This window comes from Geotalea daltonii FRC-32 (assembly GCF_000022265.1).
Classification (GTDB): domain Bacteria; phylum Desulfobacterota; class Desulfuromonadia; order Geobacterales; family Geobacteraceae; genus Geotalea; species Geotalea daltonii.
Genome location: NC_011979.1, coordinates 214,027 through 234,775, shown reverse-complemented (window position 1 = coordinate 234,775; position 20,749 = coordinate 214,027). Strand labels below are relative to the sequence as shown.

General features: G+C 53.7%; 20 protein-coding genes. 8 read left to right on the top strand and 12 right to left on the bottom strand.

The window, feature by feature from the left end:
• The first annotated feature begins 19 nt into the window (after positions 1-19).
• From GEOB_RS00955 to GEOB_RS00935, 5 genes are all read left to right on the top strand, one after another.
• On the top strand, positions 20-1,279 hold the full coding sequence (locus GEOB_RS00955; protein ID WP_012645296.1) for a putative nucleotidyltransferase substrate binding domain-containing protein: 1,260 nt from the start codon (positions 20-22) through the stop codon (positions 1,277-1,279).
• Between the two features lie 32 nt (positions 1,280-1,311).
• On the top strand, positions 1,312-2,523 hold the full coding sequence (locus GEOB_RS00950; protein WP_012645295.1) for an MFS transporter: 1,212 nt from the start codon (positions 1,312-1,314) through the stop codon (positions 2,521-2,523).
• Positions 2,520-2,966: an acyl-CoA thioesterase gene (locus GEOB_RS00945; protein ID WP_012645294.1), complete on the top strand. Its 447-nt coding sequence runs from the start codon at positions 2,520-2,522 to the stop codon at positions 2,964-2,966. Before GEOB_RS00950 ends, GEOB_RS00945 begins: the two co-directional genes overlap by 4 nt.
• 218 nt (positions 2,967-3,184) lie before the next feature.
• Entirely contained in the window at positions 3,185-3,421 is a 237-nt protein-coding gene (locus tag GEOB_RS00940) for a helix-turn-helix domain-containing protein (RefSeq protein WP_012645293.1), read from the top strand.
• Positions 3,418-4,665, top strand: coding sequence for a type II toxin-antitoxin system HipA family toxin (locus GEOB_RS00935; RefSeq protein WP_012645292.1), 1,248 nt, complete (start codon positions 3,418-3,420; stop codon positions 4,663-4,665). The genes GEOB_RS00940 and GEOB_RS00935 overlap by 4 nt, the downstream gene beginning before the upstream one ends.
• 191 nt (positions 4,666-4,856) lie before the next feature.
• Here GEOB_RS00935 and GEOB_RS00930 read toward each other — a convergent pair whose 3' ends face one another.
• Together GEOB_RS00930 and GEOB_RS00925 are read right to left on the bottom strand one after the other, a co-directional pair.
• Positions 4,857-6,032, bottom strand: coding sequence for a hypothetical protein (locus GEOB_RS00930; RefSeq protein ID WP_012645291.1), 1,176 nt, complete (start codon positions 6,030-6,032; stop codon positions 4,857-4,859).
• 91 nt (positions 6,033-6,123) lie between these two features.
• A complete protein-coding gene (locus GEOB_RS00925) occupies positions 6,124-7,320 on the bottom strand; it encodes a Fic family protein (RefSeq protein ID WP_012645290.1) in 1,197 nt (398 codons plus the stop codon).
• A gap of 123 nt (positions 7,321-7,443) precedes the next feature.
• Between GEOB_RS00925 and GEOB_RS00920 the strand changes: the two genes are divergently transcribed.
• Positions 7,444-7,986 carry an HAF repeat-containing protein gene (locus GEOB_RS00920; protein WP_012645289.1) on the top strand — a complete coding sequence of 181 codons (543 nt, stop codon included), beginning with the start codon at positions 7,444-7,446 and terminating at the stop codon, positions 7,984-7,986.
• A 205-nt stretch (positions 7,987-8,191) separates the two neighbouring features.
• Here GEOB_RS00920 and GEOB_RS00915 read toward each other — a convergent pair whose 3' ends face one another.
• The 10 genes from GEOB_RS00915 to GEOB_RS00870 all read right to left on the bottom strand — a co-directional run bounded on the left by GEOB_RS00915 (position 8,192) and on the right by GEOB_RS00870 (position 16,652).
• Positions 8,192-8,452 carry a type II toxin-antitoxin system RelE family toxin gene (locus tag GEOB_RS00915; protein ID WP_012645288.1) on the bottom strand — a complete coding sequence of 87 codons (261 nt, stop codon included), beginning with the start codon at positions 8,450-8,452 and terminating at the stop codon, positions 8,192-8,194.
• Positions 8,439-8,672, bottom strand: coding sequence for a hypothetical protein (locus GEOB_RS00910; protein WP_012645287.1), 234 nt, complete (start codon positions 8,670-8,672; stop codon positions 8,439-8,441). The genes GEOB_RS00915 and GEOB_RS00910 overlap by 14 nt, the downstream gene beginning before the upstream one ends.
• Positions 8,673-8,823: 151 nt before the next feature.
• Positions 8,824-9,366 carry a cysteine hydrolase family protein gene (locus tag GEOB_RS00905; RefSeq protein ID WP_012645286.1) on the bottom strand — a complete coding sequence of 181 codons (543 nt, stop codon included), beginning with the start codon at positions 9,364-9,366 and terminating at the stop codon, positions 8,824-8,826.
• A gap of 41 nt (positions 9,367-9,407) precedes the next feature.
• Positions 9,408-9,926 (bottom strand): alpha/beta hydrolase, encoded by a 519-nt coding sequence (locus GEOB_RS00900; RefSeq protein ID WP_012645285.1) that lies wholly within the window; start codon positions 9,924-9,926, stop codon positions 9,408-9,410.
• 246 nt (positions 9,927-10,172) lie between these two features.
• Positions 10,173-10,778, bottom strand: coding sequence for a hypothetical protein (locus GEOB_RS00895; protein ID WP_012645284.1), 606 nt, complete (start codon positions 10,776-10,778; stop codon positions 10,173-10,175).
• Between the two features lie 167 nt (positions 10,779-10,945).
• Entirely contained in the window at positions 10,946-12,298 is a 1,353-nt protein-coding gene (locus tag GEOB_RS00890) for a PKD domain-containing protein (RefSeq protein ID WP_012645283.1), read from the bottom strand.
• A gap of 229 nt (positions 12,299-12,527) precedes the next feature.
• Positions 12,528-13,133 carry a hypothetical protein gene (locus tag GEOB_RS00885; RefSeq protein ID WP_012645282.1) on the bottom strand — a complete coding sequence of 202 codons (606 nt, stop codon included), beginning with the start codon at positions 13,131-13,133 and terminating at the stop codon, positions 12,528-12,530.
• A gap of 334 nt (positions 13,134-13,467) precedes the next feature.
• Complete coding sequence (locus GEOB_RS00880; protein ID WP_012645281.1) at positions 13,468-14,640, bottom strand: vWA domain-containing protein; 1,173 nt, start codon at positions 14,638-14,640, stop codon at positions 13,468-13,470.
• Complete coding sequence (locus GEOB_RS00875) at positions 14,640-15,518, bottom strand: AAA family ATPase (protein ID WP_012645280.1); 879 nt, start codon at positions 15,516-15,518, stop codon at positions 14,640-14,642. Before GEOB_RS00875 ends, GEOB_RS00880 begins: the two co-directional genes overlap by 1 nt.
• Before the next feature lie 90 nt (positions 15,519-15,608).
• Positions 15,609-16,652 (bottom strand): MBL fold metallo-hydrolase, encoded by a 1,044-nt coding sequence (locus GEOB_RS00870; RefSeq protein WP_012645279.1) that lies wholly within the window; start codon positions 16,650-16,652, stop codon positions 15,609-15,611.
• Between the two features lie 219 nt (positions 16,653-16,871).
• On the opposite strand from GEOB_RS00870, the gene GEOB_RS00865 reads away from it, so the two are divergent.
• Both GEOB_RS00865 and GEOB_RS00860 read left to right on the top strand, forming a co-directional pair.
• A complete protein-coding gene (locus tag GEOB_RS00865) occupies positions 16,872-18,842 on the top strand; it encodes a sigma 54-interacting transcriptional regulator (protein WP_012645278.1) in 1,971 nt (656 codons plus the stop codon).
• A gap of 291 nt (positions 18,843-19,133) precedes the next feature.
• The gene (locus tag GEOB_RS00860; RefSeq protein ID WP_012645277.1) at positions 19,134-20,711 is read left to right on the top strand and encodes an acetyl-CoA hydrolase/transferase C-terminal domain-containing protein; all 1,578 of its coding nucleotides are present in this window, start codon (positions 19,134-19,136) and stop codon (positions 20,709-20,711) included.
• Positions 20,712-20,749 lie beyond the last annotated feature (38 nt).

The following is a 20,749-nucleotide window of genomic DNA, read 5'->3' as shown; positions in this document are numbered from 1 at the left end:
AAAAAACGATGAGGTGAATGTGGACCGACTCCCAACGGAGCTGTCCCTGTCCCAGGTGGACCGGATAGTGCGCGAACGGTTGGCGCGACTGGATATCTCCCCGGGGGAGGAGTTCCTGGCCCTGGTCAGGGGGGCACTGGAACCGCTGCAGGGCAGTATAGCTACAGCCCGCAGCGAGCTTCGGTCACTGGTTGCCATGGCTACCGCTGCTGAAGAGTTGGCTGTCCTGCGTTCCATCAATGAACGGCTGGTCGGCGTGGCCAGTGATCTTTTCCTCGCCACAGGCTCGACACCGATGGTTCAGGAGATCTGTACGGCCGCCAGGGAAGCGATTGTAGAACGGGTGCTGGAGTTGGCCCGCCGGGAGCTCTATTTCGCCGGGTCCTACTGCGAGGCACCCCTATCGCTTTTCGCAGTCGGCAGCGCCGGCCGAAGGGAAGAACTGCTGTTTTCGGACCAGGATTACCTCTTTCTACATGGCTCTGGCGAAGTCATATCCGTGCAAATGGGGGAGGAGCCAGGCGATTACTTCGCCAGCCTCGGCTCGGTATTCGTGAATAAACTCGAGGCGGTCGGCATCAGCAGATGCAGCGGCGGCATCATGCCGGTCAATGAGGCATGGCGTGGATCAGTGCAGCAATGGGAGAGCCGACTTTCCCACATGCTCCGCCTGGAAAGGAGCGACTGGGAAAAGAGTATCGTCAATCTCATCGCCCTGATGGACGTCCGCTTCATCTGCGGCGACCGGGACCTGGGCCTTGGCTTCGGCAAGTCGGTCCGGTCACGGGTGAGAGAGAATCCCCAGGCCATCAGGCACATGGCCAGAGTCGTCAGTTCCATGCGGCTGTCCAAAGGGTTCCTCAGGCGATTTGTCGTCGAGGCCGACGGGCTGCACCGGGGAGAATTCAATATCAAGGTCATGGCCTGGATGCCGCTCGTGATGTGCGTCCGGCTGCTGGCGGTCCACGTGGGTATAGAGGAGACCTCCACCCCGGCCAGAATCGACCGGCTGAGGGACGCAGGCCGCCTGACGGACCAGATGGCAAGCGAGCTGGCCGACGCCTATCATGTCATCACCGGCCATCGACTTCTGCAGCAAAACAGGCTGCGCAAAAGAATCATCGATGACGCCTGTTACATCAATCCCCACGAACTCCCGGGACCTGAACGGGAACGGTTGAGAAAGGCCATCGGCTCCATCGACGACCTGCAGAACATGATCCGCAGCGAGTTTTCCATGGCGACTTCGGCTGACCGTTTTATCAATCGCAGCCGCTGACCAGCATCCAGACAGGCTGAAGTGCGGGACTTATGGCACACACCGGTACAAAAGAAATCCTTTGGTCGCGAACCTTCACCCTGACGACGCTGGGGATGTTTTTTCTCTTCATCCCCTTTGCCCTGTACCTTCCGGTCATGCCGGTCTACCTGCTGAAAGAGCTGCACAGCTCAATGGAGGCTGCCGGTGCCGTCAACGGCATTTTTCTTATTGCCGCTGTCCTCTTCCGTGCCCAGACGGCCCGGCTCGAAGGACGATTCGGCAGCCGCCGCGTGCTTCTGGCAAGTGGATTTCTCTTCGTGGCGACCAACCTCCTTTATCTTTCGGCCACAACGGTGGCAGGTGTCATGCTGATCAGATTTTTCAGCGGAGCCTGCTTTGCCGTGGCAAATACCGGCATCCAGGCCATGGGCAGCCGCCTGATCCCCAGGTCCAGAGTGGGCGAAGGACTGGCCTACATTACCACCATGGTTCTGGCCGGTGGCGCCATAGGTCCCTATCTCGGCCTGACCCTGTCACAGACACTGGGCTACCGGGCAGTCTTCATCCTCAGTGCTCTGGTGAGCCTGTTGGGCATGTTGATTCTTTGTGCCATGACCATTCCCGACGAAAGGCCGCAAATCAAGCGAGGATTTTCCTTTCACGATCTTTATGAATGGAAGGCGGTTCCGGTATCGCTGATCATTCTGGTAATTGCCATTGCCTATGGCGGAGTACTGACCTTCGTTGCCGTCTATGCTGCGGAACTGCGCCTGACGGCTGCGGCCAACTACTTCTTTGTGGTTATGGCAGCGGCCTCCGTCGCCGCCCGGGTGACGACCGGGCGCATGTACGACCGCTTCGGTCCCGATGCCGCCATCTATCCGGCCATTGTCCTCATGGCAGCCGGCCTGTTGCTCATGGGCTGCATCCATTCCGCTGCAGGACTGCTTTCGGCGGCAGCCCTGATCGGCGTAGGCTACGGCATGGCCGTGCCCAGCATCCAGACCCTGGCGATACAAATCTCACCCCCGCACCGGGCCAGTGAGGTAACAGCCACCGTCTTTACCTGCCTGGACGGGGGAGTCGGTCTGGGGGCCTACCTCCTCGGCGGGAGTATCCTTGCCTTCGGCTACGCGAATGTGTATCTTGCCTTGGGGCTCCTGACCCTGGCCTGCACATGCTTTTACTACGCCATGCGCCGCCGGGCAAGGGCCGAAAAAACCTATGCCCTCGAAGAAATCACAGAAAAGGAATTACCATGAACAGACCGTTTCGCTACTACCTGCGCGTCCGCTACGCCGAGTGCGACATGCAGCGGGTAGTTTTCAACGCCCGCTACGGTGACTACACCGCCGTAGCCATCTCTGAATTCATGCGCGCCATCGGCCTGCGCCGGGAATTTGCCGACGGCACCTACGGCATTCAATGGGTCAAGCAGACCACAGAATGGAAAGCGCCGGCCCGCTTCGACGACGTCATCGAAGCCTCCGTCCGCACCACTCACGTGGGGACCACCTCCTTCACCCTCGCCACAGAATTTCGCCTTGCCGGCGAAGACAAACTGCTCGCCACGGTTGAGTCGGTCCTCGTACTCATCGACGAGCGGACCATGGAGAAGAGCCCACTTTTGGAGCGCCACCGCCAGGCCCTCATCAACGGAGCCCCCGATACCGTCGTCGATCATGCCGGGTACCTGCAGCGTTAATCATCGCACAGTTTCTGCAGCATTTTCTTTTCCAGAGGAGACGCAAAGAAGGGGTGAGCATGCCAAAAACATCAGCTTCCTAGTCAATCATATAATATCGTATATAATTTTCGCTCATCCCAGCAGTCGGCTGCTAAATATATGCGATCTTATATTTTCCCCTGTCAATTCCCCCCAAACCTGTTATATATATACGAACGCAGATAAATGAGGGCAGAGTGAAAATCTTAACTGTGAAAAACCTGGGCGGCATCATCAAGCAGAAACGTAAAACTGACGGACTAACCCTGGAGGAGGCGGCAGCGGTCTGTGGGGTGAGCTACGCCTTTCTCTCGGCACTGGAGAACGGCAAGGAAACCGTGCGTCTGAACAAGGTGCTGCAGGTGCTTAGCTGCCTCAGCATCGAACTTGAGGCCAATCTCCGCACCTGGAGCGGACCGGGGAAGGAAACATGAGCAATGCTCTTCAGGTAAGGGTCGATGGAGTTGTTGTCGGCAGCTTGTGGCTGGACGACAGGAAACGATTCTGTTTTCAGTACGATAAGCGGTGGCTCGCCACATCACACATGCCGTTATCCCTTTCCCTGCCACTACGCCGGGAACCATATCTCGACGATGAGTCACACCCCTTTTTTGCCAACCTCCTTCCCGAAGAAAGAATGCGGGCGGTTATCTCCCGAAACCTCAGCGTTTCCCCGAACAACGATTACGGCCTTCTGGAAAAAATCGGTGGCGACTGTGCCGGCGCAGTCTCGCTCTATCCTGCAACCGACGAATTTCAACCGGAACCTGCAGCTTACCGACAACTTTCTCTGGATGAACTGGATGCCATTATCGAAGAACTTCCCAGACGGCCTCTGTTGGCCGGTGAGAAAGGTGTTCGCCTGTCTCTGGCCGGCGCCCAGAAGAAGCTTCCCGTCTACTATGACGAGCAGCACTTTCATCTTGGGCTTGGCGACGCTCCCAGCAACTATATTATCAAACCTCCCATTGAAGGACTGGACGGCACAGTTGAAAACGAGGCATTCTGCATGGCCCTGGCCCGGGCGGTCGGCCTCGATGTGCCCGAGTCATTCATTCATCGGCATGGCGAGACTTGCGTATTCGTAGTCAAACGCTATGACCGCCTTGCCGTTGCAGGGGGTACCAGAAGACTGCATCAGGAAGACTTCTGCCAAGCGCTCGCAATCCCCCCCGAGTTCAAGTATGAAACGGAAGGTGGCCCGACTCTGGTCTCATGCATCGATCTCCTGCGCCATGCGAGCATCAGGTCGGGGAAAGATGTGCTCTCCCTGCTGAACTGGCTGATCTTCAACTACCTTATCGGCAACTCCGATGCCCATGGCAAAAACATCTCCCTGTTGTTGCTGCCGAAAGGCCCAGTGCTGGCGCCATTCTACGATCTGGTTTCGACCAGGATCTTTGCCCATTACGGACTGGCATCCGGTTTGGCGATGAAAATCGGCGGCATTAGCGATCCGGACTCTCTCCGGAAAAAACACTGGGAGCTGTTTGCCGAAGAGGCCGGAATCAAGCCCCGATTGGTGCTCAGCCGCGTTGTTGAACTGGCGAAAAGGATCGAGGAGATCCGGCTGCAGCTCTTCAATGGCAGCTTCGCTCCCTACAGGTGCGATGCATTGTACCGTTTGATGGAATTTATCGGGGGGCAGACGGAGAATACCTTACGGAAGCTTTTATGAGTGTTGCTGCGAAGCAGAGGGACGACAACGGGGCATCCCCAAACCTCCCATGATCACAGCTTTGGGATCGACATCAACTATAAGGGACAGGTGGTGGGGGACAGCAGTTGTTTGTTATCAAGCATCGCTACTCCACTAATCAACTACGTCCCCCTGTCCTTGTCCTGGATCGCTGTGCCAGATTCGCCTGGTCAGAGGGCAACATCGGCTCTTTGAAGCCACACATCACCTTTTGTATCGAGCGTGCCGTCCTTACTCGTTTCGTCAATCTCTTCCGCATTTGAGGCATCAACGTCGGCCTTTTTTTCCTGGGCCGAAACAGCAATCACCTTGAGGAGCTCGGTGAAATCCACAACCCCGCTTTGTTCCGGCAACAAGGTGAAGCGGGGAGCGCCATAATTGGAGAAGGTGCTGACCGTTTCTACTCCCACGCGGAACTGTTCCTGCCGGTCAGCCATGTCATACTGTCCCTCCACATACGCCACCTGCCCGGAAGGGGCAATACCCACATGGAAGGTCGCATTTATTGAAAGTTTCTCCTTTGCCTCTTCCGCAAATTTGGGATCGGTCAGAGTAAGCAGGACCGTGTACACCTGCTCGGGAATAATTTGCTGCTGATAGAGGGCCTCGACGACACTCTCCATTGCCCCCAGGGCCAGTGAAACGGACTCGCTACGGCCGAGATCCACCCGAATGCGGCGGATCACCCCCGCTTGCCTGTCCTTGTCGGAGAGCGGCTGATCCCTGAAGCAGTCCTCCTTCAGTTTGGGGAGTTCCTTAAGGACCGCAGCCTTTATGGCATTGTTGATCAGGTCGATGTTTTTGCCATTGAGGAGATTGCTGCCGACCACCTTTGCCAACTCGGGCTTCTTGGCGGTTCCCTCCTGCAAGAGTTTGTTGAGGTCGATCCGGATCAGCTTGCCCCTGGTTGGCGGAGCTTGCGGGTAGAGTGACTCCAGGACCGTCGTGTAGATGGAGGTGCCCAGGTAGACCGTCTGCGTCCCGTAATCCATCAAAATGGGCAGCTTGACGGAAATTTCCAGATTGTCCCTTTCGTACCGCAGGGCATAGAGCACCTGGGACCTTTTTGCCGTCGTGTCCACGGCGCCGTCCAAAGTGACGGAAAGACTGTCGAGCACCTCAAGCCCCTTGTCCAGGGCCAGATTGGTCTTCTTGCCCGGCATTTTGGGCAGGTCTTTCCGGGGCACATTCAGGTCGGTAATCCTGCTCTTCGAGGTGTAGTTGAATCCCGTGGCAGCGAAGCTCTTGGTCACCGCCTGAGTAAGTTCCTCACTGGGCGGAAGCGTGCGGGCACAGCCGCCCATGCAGATGGTCAATATCAGGATGCCGATCATGTAGTGTTGCATGTGTGTCCTCTTTGTCTTCAAAAGTTATGGCAGACGATGTCTGAACGCAACGGTCAGTGCTACTTCTGTGCAGGCCCAGCCCGCCATTAATCTATCGCCGCACCTTGGGCGCCCGGTCAAGAAGCTCGATGACTTCCTTCGCATAGAAGCACCTGTTGCGCCGATGAGGTTGCCGTTGAACCAAGATGTCGACTTCTTCCAATTTCGCCAGAGCAGCACTTGCCGACGGGAATGAAATATTGAGAGCGTCTTTGACCTGGTTTGCGGTCAGTACAGGGGTGCCTGCCATGAGCCTCGGAAATCTATGCAACACCGACTGACGCCGAAGTCCCATATCTGCCACTATGGCTTCCCATTTCTTTACGATTGCATCCAATCCGACAGAGGTATCTATCGCCTCTTGAACAGCGGCCTCCACACCTGCTGAAAAAAAACGAATCCACTCTGCCCATCTTCCGCGCAGTTGCACCCCTGCCAGTGCTTCATAGTACTCGCGCTGGTTCTCCTTCAGGTAACCTGCAAGGTACACAGGGGGCAGGCCCTCGGCGGCCAGCATCAGTGGGAGGAGTATCCTCCCGACCCTTCCATTGCCGTCGATGAAGGGATGGATAGTTTCAAACTGGGCATGAACAACGGCCATCCTCATTATGATGGAAAATTCAAAAAAATCTTCTTCCTCCGGCGTGTAATGCAGCACCTGGAGAAGGTCCTCCATACAGGGGTCTATGTATTCGGCAGGGGGGGGAACAAACTTTGCCTGATCGATCCTCAACCCTCCACCAATCCAGTTTTGCCTGTCCCTGAATTCTCCGGGAATTCCTTGAAAGGACGCAACCTTCTCCATGAGCCGGGCATGAATCTGCTTGATGAGCCCGCAACTGAACGCCGAAACCCCGCTCTCCCGTACCTGCTCCAGGCCATGCTCAAGTGCATACACATAGTTTTTTGTCACTTGAACATCTGGTGGTAAGCCCTCGTCGCTACCGGTCGCCTCGAATGCAAGGAGGTCATTGATCCCCGACTGGGTTCCCTCAATCTGACTGCTTCTGACCGCCTCCCGGCGATCGGCAGTCCTGGTGACCAGATCCGGATTCGGCAGCACCGCCGATAACCGTTGCAAGCTGTCAAGAGCCTCGCGAGCCCTGACCAGTTTATCCTCCAATCCCGGTAACCCGACCAGATCACGGGCACGAGGGGTGGGAGGGGGAACCAGGGCAAAGCTGCCGGAATACTCCCTGACAGGAACAAGTAACCCTCGCCGCTCCGGACTTAAATCGCTCTTGCGCATAGTCAAAACCTTTAATAACCGGATTAGTTATTTAATGTTACGATAGAAACTTTAAATAAGCAACAACGTTATTAAAAGTTTCGGTCCAGGTAAAGACCTCGTAAGGGAGATGGATTAAGGTCAGTGCAGCTGCCGGACCGCTCTCCCCAGCCCTTCCAGGTAGTTCTAAGGGGACCCGCGTTCGACACCATCAGCTATGAATACCTCATACTTCTGCCTTGCCGACTTCTGCTTCTTGGAGAAGTGCAGCAACACCTCGTCCAGGGCAAGATGACCGATTTGGGCCCGATTGATAAAGATGAAAGGACCGCCGTGGATATCTTTATCAATAACAGGGGGCAGGTGGCGGGCTCGGATCTAGATTCCTCGGCACTTTTTCACGGTTTCTTCTGGCAGGATGGTGTCATGACTGACCTGGGTACGCTTTTCGGAGGTCAAACCAGAGTATTCGATATCAATGATAAGGGACAGGTGGTGGGTTTCAGTTCTGCGACTTTAGGCCCGACAAAGGCCTTCATATGGCAGAAAGGCGTGATGACCGATCTGGGTTCGCTGGGTGGGAACAGCTTTGCCAAGGCCATCAACAATCATAAGCAGGCGGTGGGTTATAGCCAGACCAGCCCGGGATCGGCAGAGACGCATGCCGTTCTCTGGAAAATCAAATAAGCGCAGGGCAAGAGGGACAGGCTGCTTTCCGGCAAAAGCAGCCTGTCTGATTTGCTTTTTGCGACTACATTTCTAACTGCACAATTGCAAGCCTAGGCCCCATTTCTTTAGAGGTTTACTTAAAAGGGTACCATCAAATGGCGGATTTTTTAACAGGCGGGTAATTATCTGATTTAAGACCCACATGTACCGTTGGGAATACAAATCAGGGACGGTAGACTTCTCGGCGGTGGCCGACCCTGACCACCCAGACCGTCAGCTGGCTATCCTGAATCGAATAAACGATCCGGTAGTTGCCTTGGCGGACCCGGTATTTCTCCTGCCCCGAAAGTTTTTCACACCCCATCGGCCGTGGATTCTCAGCGAGGGCGGCAATCCGTTCCATAGTCCGCTGCAGGTCATTCTTCGGAATGGACTCAAAATCTTTCCTGACTGAATCCTTGAAGAAAATGCTATAGCCGGCCATTTGCCTTCAGCTCTTTCAGCACCGCTTCATAAGAAACCAGCGGCTCGTGGACCCGCTCTTCAAACGCGGCCAGATCCTCGGCATCCTCTGCCAGTGCTTGTTGTACTGCATCGTTGACGATGTCAGAAAGAGATCGCGAGGCTACCAAAGCCTTGTGTTGCAATGCCCGGTGTATGGCAGGATCAAAATATACTGTTGCCCGTTTGGTGAGAGTACTCATGATTCGCACCTCCTGTCGCACAATGTAGCACCATGATGTTATAGCGTCAAGACGTCATGTGGTTTTCTGGTCCGCGAAAGGCGGAACGGGCTGTTGAACCTCCACCACTTCGACAATAGCCTAGATCCTGATGGGTGACCCCATTTTTTCCCTAAAGACTGCTTATCCACTCGGCAGTCGTCAATACCTTGCTGAAGAGCATCCCCTGCGTCACCAGGATGGCCCGGTGCAACTCCTCAGCGGTCACCGACCCGGCATTGTTAGCCAGGGAGAGGGTGCCGGTGGCGTCGGCGAGAAACTCCACGCCGAAGCCCCGATGAAACGCCTGCCGCGCGGTGGTGTCGCAGCACATCTGGGTCATGTAGCCGCTGATTACCACCGTATCGATATTCCTCTCCCTGAGCCACGCTTCCAGGTTCGTGCCCGTAAAGCTTCCCGGCAGATTCTTCTCGATCAGAAGAGTGTTAGGGCGGTTCGCCACCTCCGGGTGCAGCATCCATTCCTGGCTCCCTTTGCGAAAGAAAGGATAATCGGGCACTGCCGTATGCTGCACGACAATGACCGGCAAACCCTTTGCCGCCGCGGCGTCCATGGCCTTACCGATTTTTTCAAGGCTCCCCGCCGGGTGAGTCACCGGAAGCTTGCCGGAAAAGTATTCGTTCTGTACGTCAATGACCAGTAAAGCTTTTTTCATGGGGTTTGCTCCTTTTTGAGGAAGAATATGTGTCATACACCTCAAGAGCCATATGCTGCAAAAACTGACTTTGCAAAGTTCCGTAGTTTTTTAATTATTGATTCTTCTTGATGAAAGAGTTCAGTCCCATGGGCGTTCCCCGGACAGATTAACAGTTCTTTTGAACCTTCAAATAACTCGAACATCTTACGAGTATCATTTACCCCATCATCATTTTCGGAATTTATCAATAGCTTTGGAATTTTAATGTCGCTCAATTCGTGATTGTTATAAAAAATAGTTCCTTCATATTCGATAGGAGCCGAAAGAGCAACAACTCCAACTATGGCGTCGCTATTAGTGTTACGAGCGGCTACCTTTATAGATGCGACGCCACCTCTACTCGCACCAACGAGGATTATTTTTCTTGCACCAGTTGCAGCAATGAATGAAATAGCATCTTCAAGGGTTCTCGATTGGTCATCGATATGCTCAGGATAATCATATGTCAGGATCTGATATCCATCAGAAAGTAAGGCATTAACCGCCGGCTCCCATTCGCTTTGATCGTTGGTGTCCATATTGGAAAAGACTATTGCCGTATGTCCAGCACCGTAAAGCTTGCCATTGGTGGCCCTGTGTGGAGATGACAGCGTAATCGGAATTCTGACAGATTCATTTCATGCCCCCATTTTTAAATGCCCAACGCCGAGCTAACAGGCAGGCAACGCCGCCGCGAAGCGGCAGCCTTCGTTGCCTGTCCGAGTTCAGCGACGAGTTAAAAATGAAATAGCGAATCTTATACCCCCTAAAGAGTCAAGCTGTTTCTATTTTTCTTCTTGCTTACAGAAGTTTGTGACTTCATCAATAGCAGTGAGCGGTGACACGGGATCAGGCTTTCCCTCCATTCTCGCTCGAACTTTTTCTTCAAAATGCATCTTGGTCACTGTGCTAGCTGAAGCGATAGCTTCATCGGATAATCCTTTAACTTGGCGTACTACACATCCGCAATACGCTTTTTTATCTGTGATGCCAAGTGCAGTTATGTCTTCATTTTCGCAACGCGTCTGAATATCTTCTCTGACTCCCTTTGCTACGCACAAGTTAATTGCGGCCTTTAATCTTGTCTCGTAGACTTTTTCGGTAATAGTGGCATCCGGATTTCCACCGCTGAGATCATTTCCTGCGCGCTCAATCTCTGGTGGCAGGCATTCACAATTCATTTTCACTGCAGCATTTACCTGAGCTTTCTCATATGCCGTGCTTGCTAACGACTGGCGCATGCGTGCGATTGAACACTGAGCTTCAACACGTGCATTGAGTGCAGCTATAATTATAGCTACCGGCTGTTTTTCTTGAGCTGCGGCTTCAACAACAATACTTCCACTTATTAAACAAAAGCAGACTGATAAAAACACCCGAATTCTCTTCATTATTTCCCCTGAATACTTATTGTTTTCAACTACTGATTGGAAAGCTAGGGGGGGGACGTGTTGATTAGTTGACTAACCCGCAGGTGCTAATCAACAAATCAACTACGTCCCCTTAAGGCCCCGTCCCCTTAAGGCCCCTTTATCTTCTTCTTTACTGATATTTTAAATTAATTTCCTATATAAATTCCTTCCAATTGCTTGGTACTCGAATTGACAGCCCAAAACAGATTGCCATCCCAGTCGCCCACTCTTGAAAACCCAGTATAAACACTACTATTCTCAGTGCCGGTAACTGGATCAACACGATGTAGCCTATTGTTCAAGGAAACTATCAACTGATTCATGGTCTTATCGTAGCTTACATCTGTCGTACCTATGTAATTCCAAGCGGTTATTGTTGCATGTACAGATCCATTTGTTGAGAATTGAGTAAGGTTCTTATTGTCTGATGCACCCGACCATAAATATTGACCATCCCATGCGAGACCTTCGCAGAAACCACCTGCGTTTGTAGCTGGGCAAGGAAATGAAGCTATCACATTGCCATTCATATCAATTTTGTAAATAAATGATTGAGGAACACCATTACTATTTCCATAACTTGTCCCATAATAATAATCACCAGCTTTAGTAAACTCGCTTGACTGATTCATAAAAAAATCTGGATTAACAATTGCTGTCGTGTTCAAAGTCGCTCCAGAGGAGTAATCAATCTGTATAATTTTTGTGACCTTCCAATTATCCAAGACATCATAAGCAAAGACCAATAAGGTTTGTGATGAACTATCAAAAACAACGTCGCTCACTCCACTTATCCCTGCCGGGAAAGGAATTGTTCTTACAATGTCCCCTGGGTTATGTGCGACAGAGACGGTCACGGTTCCTGTATCGGTAAAATAACCATCAGAAACAGTCAGTGTGAATATATATGTGCCTACTACATCTGGTATGAATGTCGGTTTGACAGTCGTTGGATTTGAAATTGATGCGACACCCCCTGACGGTTTTGTGGCAATTGCCCAGCTGTAGGAAGCAGTTTTACCTGCACCTACCGTACTAGCTGAGCCATCGAGAGTTACAACTGTTCCCATGGTAACACTTTGAGACGTACCTGCATTTGCAACTGGGGCAATCGGAAGCGTTGCAGTAACCGTAATGCTTGATTCAGTGCTTGCAGCAACAGAATCAGTTACTACCAAACCAATCGTGTATGTTCCAGCAACATCTGGTGTAAACGTGGGATTTACGATATTTTCGGCTGAAAGTGTCGCATTACTTCCACTTGGTTTTGCGGTGATGTGCCATATATAGGTTAAAGTCCCAATTGTAGCTTTGCTTGCACTGCCGTCGAGTTGCACCACTGCTCCAGTGATAACGCGCATACTGCTTCCAGCATTTGCTACTGGCTGCGTCTGCGTTGCGCCAGGATTATTCGAATTTGTTGCCCCTCCACAGCCAGAAATGCCAAACACCAATGCAACAAATAACCCCATCATCACATTGATCATATTCTTACTCATTTCATGCCCTCCTGTTGTTGACACCAAGGAATACCGTCCGGCACCAAGACGGAGCTTTGACTTGATGTTCAACGGTTCGCGCAGTTGACCCGTTCGGGAGCTAGGGGGGGGACGTAGTTGATTAGTTGACTATCCCGCAGTGCTAATCAACAAATCAACTACGTCCCCTTAAGGCTCCCCGCATCGGATTGCAGGCGGGAAGAAGGTGCAGGCCGCTTTTCTGAACATGCTACCAAAAAACAGCCTGTCCCCCTTTTTCGACACAATTCCTTAAAAGCTCAGGGCGTTTTTGTATGAAATGACTGCCTTCATCTGGAATAATACCAAGATATGCATAAGCTGTGCGCCAAAGTTCTTGATTCACCAGCATGCGTTGGAATAACGCGAGTGCGCGACCACTACCATCTTCGATGTACCACTTTGCTGGAAGTTCGCTCGCAACTGTAGGCCGCAAAATCAGTGCCCATTCCCGTGGGATATCGGACCCTGAAGAAAGTGGTTCCCACCACTCTGGATTGCCATTAGGCTTAGATTTTGCGATATGACTTTGGTTAATTCGCCCAAGAGCCTGTGGTTGACCTGGGAAAATGTGATTAACGATTGCGCAATCTGCGATATCAGCATAGTCTAATTGGGCAAGTTGCCATTCGCAATACGCTGATAAAACCCCTGTTTTCAAATTATTACTTTGAAGTTGTTTATCAATAGCATTTGCGTCATTCCACGGCCATGTTTCGAGGTTTTTGATTACAGGCAGTCCCTTCTTCTGTCTATCATATTTGACATAGTAAGTTATAATATCGCGTCGTGTTATGTGTTTTTCAATGATTTTCATGCGTCTCTTTCTGTCACCCAACTACTGATTGAGCAGTTAGAAAGTTTATAGATGTATAAACTATTTCTACATCTATAAACCTTTCGGTTTCTACTATTATAAACTTTGCCTTTTTCACCAGCCTTGCCGGGTTTATACATCTATAAACTTTTAAGCTGGAAGAGCCCTTTTCCCCCACTGCCAAATTGACATTCAACATCAGGTATCCGGCAAAAGCCGCTGGCGAATATATCACTGATCATTAAAATTTTCATCCGCTTTCTCGAAAAAGGGGTGTGAGGTCGTACAGAGAAACAGAGCCGGCCTGGGTGGAAGGAGGGAGTGCGACGCCAGTTTAATGCAGCTGCCTGACCGCTCTCCCCAGCCCTTCCAGGGTCATGGGGAACATGGGAAAGAGACCGGCCACGGTGGGGACGGTTTCGTACTGGTTCCAGTAGGATTCGGGGAGGGGGTTCAGCCAGGCGCGCTTGGGGAAGGCGTCGGAGAACTGGCGGAGCCACTCGTGACCGGTGACGTTGCTGGTCCGGTAGCGCTCCAGGGTGCCGTGGGGGGTCATGAGCTCGTAGGGGGACATGGCGGCGTCGCCGACGATGACCAGGCGGTAGTTCTTGCCGTACTCCCGCATCACCTCGGCAGTCGGCACGAATTCATCGGTGTCCAGGTTGGTGTAGAGATTTTCGTAAACACAGTTGTGGAAGTAGAAGGCGCGGAAATCCTTGAAATGGTTGAGGCCGTGGGCGGCCGAGAAGAGCCGCTCGGAAAGGTCCCGGTACGGTTCCATGGAGCCCCCCGAGTCCATCACCAGGAGCAGTCGCACCTGGTTCTCCCGCTCCCGGCCGAAGATCAGGTCGATTTCTCCGGCATTCCTGCAAGTCTTCTCGATGGTGGCATCCATGTCCAGGATCTCTTCCGCGCCAGAGTCCCGCAGGTCGCGCAGCCTTTTCAGGGCGACACCTATCTGGCGCACATCCAGGGTCAGGTCATGGCGCAGGTTCCGGTAACGGCGGGCAAAGGCCTGCAGTGCCGCCCGTCCCCCCTGTCGCTCCGCAGAAAAGGAAATGCCCGATGGATGGCTGCCGTTGATGCCATAAGGGCTCGTACCGCCGCTGCCGATCCATTTTTTCCCCCCGTTGTGCGCCTCCTTCTGATCACGCAACCGTTCTTCCAGCTGCCGCAACAGCTCGTCCAGGGGAAGCGCCTTGAGCCGGTCCAGCTCTTCCTGGGAGAAGGGCCTTGGCATTCGCGGGTCCTGCAGCCATTCCAGGATCTTTTCCCTGGTGGCCAAGTCGTCGGGTAGGGCTCCATCCTTGAAGCAGTAGGCAAAGGCCTGGTCAAAGGCGTCGTAATAGGCCACGTCCTTGACGAGCAGGCTGCGGGAGAGATAGTAGAAATCCTCAAGGCTGTCATTATGCAGCCCCTTCGCCAGCCCTTCCAGCAGGGTAAGCCACTCGGTAAGGCTGACCGGTACCTTCAACGCCCGCAGTGAATGATATAGAGCCAGAAACATCAGCTGAAAAAGCGGCGGCCCGCGGTGCGCACATCGGCCGGTCGGTTGGCGTGACGGGAAAGGGTCTCCGTATCCTCCTGCATCTTGACCAGGGCACCGAGAAACGGCACCGATTCCAGGGATGGAACATCCCCCTCGGGCAGTTTTGCTCCGCTGGCCAAAAGAACGCGGATCCAGTCAAGAAGCTCGGAGGTGGATGGCCGTTTGCGCAGCCCAGGCACCTCGCGCAGACCAAAGAAGATTTTGCAGGCCTTGCCCATCAGTTCCACGCCAAGATCGGGGAAGTGGACCTCGATAATGGCCCGCATCTGTGCCTCGTCAGGAAAATCGATATAGTGAAAGACGCAGCGGCGCAGGAAGGCATCCGGCAGCTCCTTTTCCGAATTGGAGGTGACGATGACCACCGGCCGCTGGTCGGCTTTAACCCACTCATCGGTCTCCAGGACATGGAAGCGCATCTCGTCCAGTTCGAAGAGGAGGTCGTTGGGAAACTCGATGTCCGCCTTGTCCACCTCGTCGATGAGGAGCACCACCCGTTTGCCGCTGGCGAAGGCCCGCCCTAGCGGTCCGTATTTGATGTAATGGCGGATATCTTTCACATCGCCGTCGCCAAAGCGGGCATCGTTGAGGCGCTGGACCGTGTCGTAGGTATAGAGGCCGTCGCGGGCCTTGGTGGTGGATTTCACATTCCAGAGAATGATTTCCATGTCAAGAGCCTCGGCAATGTGATGGGCGAGGAGCGTCTTGCCGGTACCCGGCTCCCCCTTGAGCAGAAGCGGCCGCTCCAGGGCAATGGCCACATTGACCACGTCCTGCAGCGCCCTGGAGGCCACATAACCCTCGGTGCCGCGGAATTGATGAAACTGGAGATTGCTCATAGCGATCTCTCCTTTAGGTGATTTAAGTGTACCTCTCAAATATGTAAAAAAGTACCATTTTACCCTTTTACTGTCAACAAACTGCTCCTATCAAACTGTTCTGTAACGGTTGACCCCGCTCTCATCGAGCCTCAGCGTCAATCCCCCGCTGGCAATCTGGTAGCGCACATGGGCAAGACATTCCCCCAGCGCCAGTTGCAGATCAAAATCGGAAAGAGGGGCGGGATACATGACCTGCACGAGCTCATAGGCAGACAGCTCCCTGTCGAAACAGGCATCCCGTATCACCTGGAACCTTCGCTGATGGTGGCTCTGCAACTCCGCAACCCGCTTCCTCGCCCCGCGGAAGGGGAGCCCGTGACCGGGGAGCACCAGGACCTCGTCGGGAATCTCAGCGAGACGGTCGAGGGAAACAAGCCAGTGGCTGAGCGGGTCGTCCTCCGGGTTCATGACGCTGACCGATACATTGGTGGTGATGGTGGGCAGGAGCTGATCGCCGGATATAAGGACTCCACGATCCCCAGAGAACAGCAAGGCATGTTCAGGTGAATGCCCCCGGCCGATAATGACCCGCCAGTCCTTGCCAATGGGAAGAATGCTTCCCTCCTGCAAACGGATAAAGGACGGCGGCATCGGTGATATCTCGGGAAAAAACTGGAACATCACCAGTGTCTCCTGCAGCCGTTCCTGTGGGAAGCCGGCTCTTTGGAAGAATTCCGCGTGCTGCCAGGGCACCGTTACCAGGTCAGGCCAGCCGCGCAGAGTGAAGTATTCCTCGTAGGTGGTGAACAGCGGCACCCTCCACCGCTCCGTCAGGTAACCTGCCAGCCCGAGATGGTCCACATGATAGTGGGTGCAGTAAACGCCCACCACCTTCTCACCGCGCAGCGGCCCGGAAAATACCTCCTCCCATATTTCCCGTGCCTCAGTCGAATCGAGGCCGGTATCTATTATCAGCCACCCTCCCCCAACCTGCAGCAGGTAGATATTCACGTGATCGAGGGCATAGGGCATGGGCATGCGAAGCCACTTGATTTCCGGGCTGATATCAACCAGCTCTGCCTTGGACTGGGGGGCGTCATAGGGAAATGTCAGGGGCGCCGGTGATGAAACGGCAACATGTTGCTCTGTCATAGTATGTCCTATGCTGATATTCAGCTTCAGCTTCAACAAGACTTCCTCGCTCGGATGGCAAGGGAGTAAATATAAAACGGTTTGCTTTTCTTATAAACTGGTATCATAATGCAGGAAATGGCACAAGCTGAAATTGCACGACCAACACCATGTTTGATGTAGAACAACTTTATATATCCGCAAAGGACTGGTTCACTCATGCAAATGAAAGGCCGACGAATGAAGAGCTCATCTGATTTCTTTCTGGAAAAATTCAGGGAGCTTGAAGATTTGTTTGCCGATTTGCAGTTCGGTTTTGCCGTCCTTGACAGGGACCTGCACTTCATACACGTCAATGGGCAGCTGGCAAAGATTGATGGCAAGCCCGTCGAGCAACATGCCGGAAGAAGCATCGAAGATATAAACCCGCAGATCGCCCTGGCCATGGAGCCCATTCTGCTCCGCGTCATGAGGGACAACAGGCCGTTCTTCGAACTGGCGGTAGACATACACAGCACCGCCGCAGCCCACACGGCAATGAACAACACCTGGCAGGTCCGCTGCTACCCCCTTAACGCCGATGATGGTGAAGTGCTGGGTGTAAGTCTTGTCGTACTGGACGTTACGGAGCAGAAACTGAGAGAAGCAGCGCAGATTGAGCGGCTGCAATTCGAATCGCTTCTCTCGACACTTTCCACAACCTTTATCAACGTGCCGGTCAGTGAAGTTGACAGCAAGATCGTCCAGGGACTGCAGAAGATTGTCGACTTCCTCGGTTTCGACCGCAGTACTGTCTGGCGGGTCGATCCGGACACCGGTGAAATGATCTGCACCCACTCCTATGAACTCCCCGGCATCATGCCTCCCCTGCCCATTCTCCCGCCCGATATGGTTCCCGTCTGGAATTCCATGGTCAAATCCGGTGAAATCTTCAAGATTTCCGATAGCGATGAACTGCCCGAATCGTTCCAGCGCGAGAAGCTCTACTGCCGTGACCGGGGAGGCATCCGCTCGATCATGTTCATTCCCTCCCGCGTTGGCGGTGTGGTCGAAGGATTCATCACCTTTGTCTCATACAGCGTCATCCGGGCCTGGCCCGACGATCTCATTCAGCGCCTGCGCATCCTGTGGGAGATTTTTGCCAATGCCCTGGAGCGGAAACGGGCGGATCAGAAGATTCAGCACGCCCTGGCGGAAATCAAGACCCTGAAGGACCGGCTCGAAGCTGAAAATATCTATTTGCGCGACCAGATCGACATCGAGTACAAACCGGACGATATCATCGGCCAATCGACGGCTATCCGCGGCGTGCTGCGGCAACTGCAACAGGTGGCCCATACCGACTCCACCGTTCTTCTCCTGGGGGAAACCGGTACGGGAAAGGAACTACTGGCCCGCGCCATCCATAACCTGAGCGGACGCCGGGAACGCTCCATGATCAAGGTGAACTGCGCCGCCCTGCCGGCCACCCTGATCGAAACCGAACTGTTCGGCCATGAAAAAGGGGCTTACACGGGAGCCGCGGCAAGGCATGTGGGACGCTTTGAAGCCGCCAATGGCTCGACCATTTTCCTGGATGAAATCGGAGAGCTGCCCCTTGATCTCCAGTCAAAGCTTCTCAGAGTTCTTCAGGAGGGGCAGTTTGAAAGACTTGGCAGCACCAGGCCCATCGACGTCGATACCCGCGTCATTGCCGCCACCAACCGGGACCTGGCCCGGGAAGTCAAGGAAGGCCGATTCAGGGAGGATCTCTACTATCGACTGAACGTTTTCCCCATTTCGGTCCCCCCGCTACGGGAGCGCAAGGAGGATATTCCCTTGCTCGTCTCGGCCATGGTCAAGGAATTTGCCGGTGCTTTCGGCAAGACCATCGAGCGGGTGCCGAAAAAAAACATGGATGCACTGGTGCATTACACCTGGCCGGGTAATATCCGGGAACTGCGCAACATGGTGGAACGGGCCATGATCCTCAGCAACGGCCCGACCCTTGAGATTGATATTCCTGACGGTACCCCGACTACTGTAGCCAGGGCAGCACTGCTTAAAGAGGTGGAACAGCTGCACATCCTTTCCATCATGGAAAAAACGGGCTGGCGCATCCGCGGCAAGAACGGCGCCGCTGAACTTCTGGGACTCAAGCCGACTACCCTGGAATCGAGAATGAAAAAACTGGGTATCAAGCGCTGCCTGTCATCCTCCGAAATATCGTAACCTCTCCGAAATATCGGAGATTATTTTTACCCGCCTGATTTTCTTCCGTCTTTCGCACAGTTACCTCCCGTTGTCATAGGGATAAGACCTCTGCCGTCTGCACCATCATCCGAAATTTCGTAGATATACCACCCCCCCTGCCTTACAAAATATTATTTTATCTTCTAACCCACCAATATCACACCATTTATAGCCATTATCCCAAGAAAACCCCTTGCTGGAATACATTGTGCAAAACAGTGTTTGTATAATGATAATATTCCATGTCACCTGTAAATGGGAGAACGAGAAATGAACCAACTGGCGGTTAAACAGGAAAGCGAGTTTTTGAAGCGAATTCGAAATCCTGCCCTTTTCGGCAAGATAATGGAGGCGGAAGATACGCTCCAATTTTTCAAGGATGGTATGTATCTGGGATTTTCGGGCTTTGCCGAAGGACACCCGAAAACCGTTCCGGCACTGCTGGCAGACCATGTGGAAAAACATGGTATCGGCAAAATGAAGTTCAACGTCTACACCGGCGCCTCTATCGGCACCGACGTGGATGACCGCTGGGCCAAGCTGGGCATGCTGGGCCGCCGCTGGCCCCACCAGCAGGGGAATGCTATCCGCAAGGCGATCAACGCCGGCGAGATCGCCTACGGCGACCGCTACCTGTCAATGTATGCCCAGGATTTCGGCTATGGTTACTACACCCTGGACAACGGCGGCAAGATCGACATCGGCATCATCGAGGCAAGCTGCATCACCGAAGACGGCAGCATCGTGCCGACCCTGGCGGTCGGCATCATTGCCGAAATCGTCGAGCGGGCAGACAAGATCATAATCGAGATCAACAGCAAGATCCCTTCCCTGGAAGGGCTCCATGACTGCGTCGGCGTCACCCTTCCCCCAAACAAGCAGGTCTACAACATCCTCAGTGTAAAAGACCGGATCGGCACCACCAGCATTCCTTGCAACCCCGACAAGATCGTGGCCATAGTCGAGTCTTACAGAGATCCGGTGGGACGGCCCCTGGGTGCCCCGGACGGCAATTCGGTGCTCATCGCCAACCACATCATCGATTTCCTGCAGTTCGAGGTGAAGCAGGGGAGGCTGCCGAAAAATCTGCTGCCGCTCCAGTCCGGCGTCGGTTCCATCGCCAATGCCGTCATCGGCGGGCTGCTTACCAGTCCCTTCGAGAACCTCAATGTCTGGACCGAGGTCTTTCAGGACAACCTGCTGGACATGTTCGATTCGGGAAAGCTCGACTACGTGACCACCGCCTCCTTCTCCCTGTCGGACAACGGCATCAAGCGCCTGCTGGCCAATTGGGAAAAATATACATCGCGGACTCTGCTGCGGCCCATCCAGATCACCAACCATGCCGAGCCGGTACGGCGCCTTGGTCTCATTTCCATGAATACCCCGGTGGAGTTCGACATCTACGCCCACGTCAATTCCTCCATCGTCAACGGTTCGCGCCTGCTCAACGGGGTCGGCGGCTCCGGCGACTTCATGCGCAATGCCTACCTGTCCATCATGCACACTCCTTCCACTCGTCCATCCCAGGCGGACCTCCACGGCATCAGCTGTGTGGTGCCCATGGTAACCCATGTGGACCATACCGAACACGACATGGACGTCCTGGTCACCGAACAGGGTCTTGCCGACCTGCGCGGCCTGTCACCAAGGGAAAGGGCGCTAAGGATCATCGATCAATGCGCCCATCCCGAATACAAGCCGCTCTTGCAGGACTATTTCCATCGCGCGCTGAAGGAATGCCTGGCCAGTAACAGTGCCCACGAGCCGCACATGCTCCATAAGGTTTTCAAGATGTACCGGAACCTGGAGGAAAAAGGGACCATGAAGCTGGAAAACTGGGACTGACCAGAGAAAGAAGCAATCAATACTGTAATGGGCTGAAT

Bases quoted from the DNA above. Each gene is read 5' to 3' on its own strand.
- GEOB_RS00950 (WP_012645295.1), top strand. From the start codon at position 1,312: ATGGCACACACCGGTACAAAAGAAATCCTTTGGTCGCGAACCTTCACC.
- GEOB_RS00945 (WP_012645294.1), top strand. From the start codon at position 2,520: ATGAACAGACCGTTTCGCTACTACCTGCGCGTCCGCTACGCCGAGTGC.
- GEOB_RS00935 (WP_012645292.1), top strand. From the start codon at position 3,418: ATGAGCAATGCTCTTCAGGTAAGGGTCGATGGAGTTGTTGTCGGCAGC.
- GEOB_RS00930 (WP_012645291.1), bottom strand. From the start codon at position 6,032: ATGCAACACTACATGATCGGCATCCTGATATTGACCATCTGCATGGGC.
- GEOB_RS00925 (WP_012645290.1), bottom strand. From the start codon at position 7,320: ATGCGCAAGAGCGATTTAAGTCCGGAGCGGCGAGGGTTACTTGTTCCT.
- GEOB_RS00915 (WP_012645288.1), bottom strand. From the start codon at position 8,452: ATGGCCGGCTATAGCATTTTCTTCAAGGATTCAGTCAGGAAAGATTTT.
- GEOB_RS00910 (WP_012645287.1), bottom strand. From the start codon at position 8,672: ATGAGTACTCTCACCAAACGGGCAACAGTATATTTTGATCCTGCCATA.
- GEOB_RS00905 (WP_012645286.1), bottom strand. From the start codon at position 9,366: ATGAAAAAAGCTTTACTGGTCATTGACGTACAGAACGAATACTTTTCC.
- GEOB_RS00900 (WP_012645285.1), bottom strand. From the start codon at position 9,926: ATGGACACCAACGATCAAAGCGAATGGGAGCCGGCGGTTAATGCCTTA.
- GEOB_RS00895 (WP_012645284.1), bottom strand. From the start codon at position 10,778: ATGAAGAGAATTCGGGTGTTTTTATCAGTCTGCTTTTGTTTAATAAGT.
- GEOB_RS00890 (WP_012645283.1), bottom strand. From the start codon at position 12,298: ATGAGTAAGAATATGATCAATGTGATGATGGGGTTATTTGTTGCATTG.
- GEOB_RS00885 (WP_012645282.1), bottom strand. From the start codon at position 13,133: ATGAAAATCATTGAAAAACACATAACACGACGCGATATTATAACTTAC.
- GEOB_RS00880 (WP_012645281.1), bottom strand. From the start codon at position 14,640: ATGTTTCTGGCTCTATATCATTCACTGCGGGCGTTGAAGGTACCGGTC.
- GEOB_RS00875 (WP_012645280.1), bottom strand. From the start codon at position 15,518: ATGAGCAATCTCCAGTTTCATCAATTCCGCGGCACCGAGGGTTATGTG.
- GEOB_RS00870 (WP_012645279.1), bottom strand. From the start codon at position 16,652: ATGACAGAGCAACATGTTGCCGTTTCATCACCGGCGCCCCTGACATTT.
- GEOB_RS00865 (WP_012645278.1), top strand. From the start codon at position 16,872: ATGAAGAGCTCATCTGATTTCTTTCTGGAAAAATTCAGGGAGCTTGAA.
- GEOB_RS00860 (WP_012645277.1), top strand. From the start codon at position 19,134: ATGAACCAACTGGCGGTTAAACAGGAAAGCGAGTTTTTGAAGCGAATT.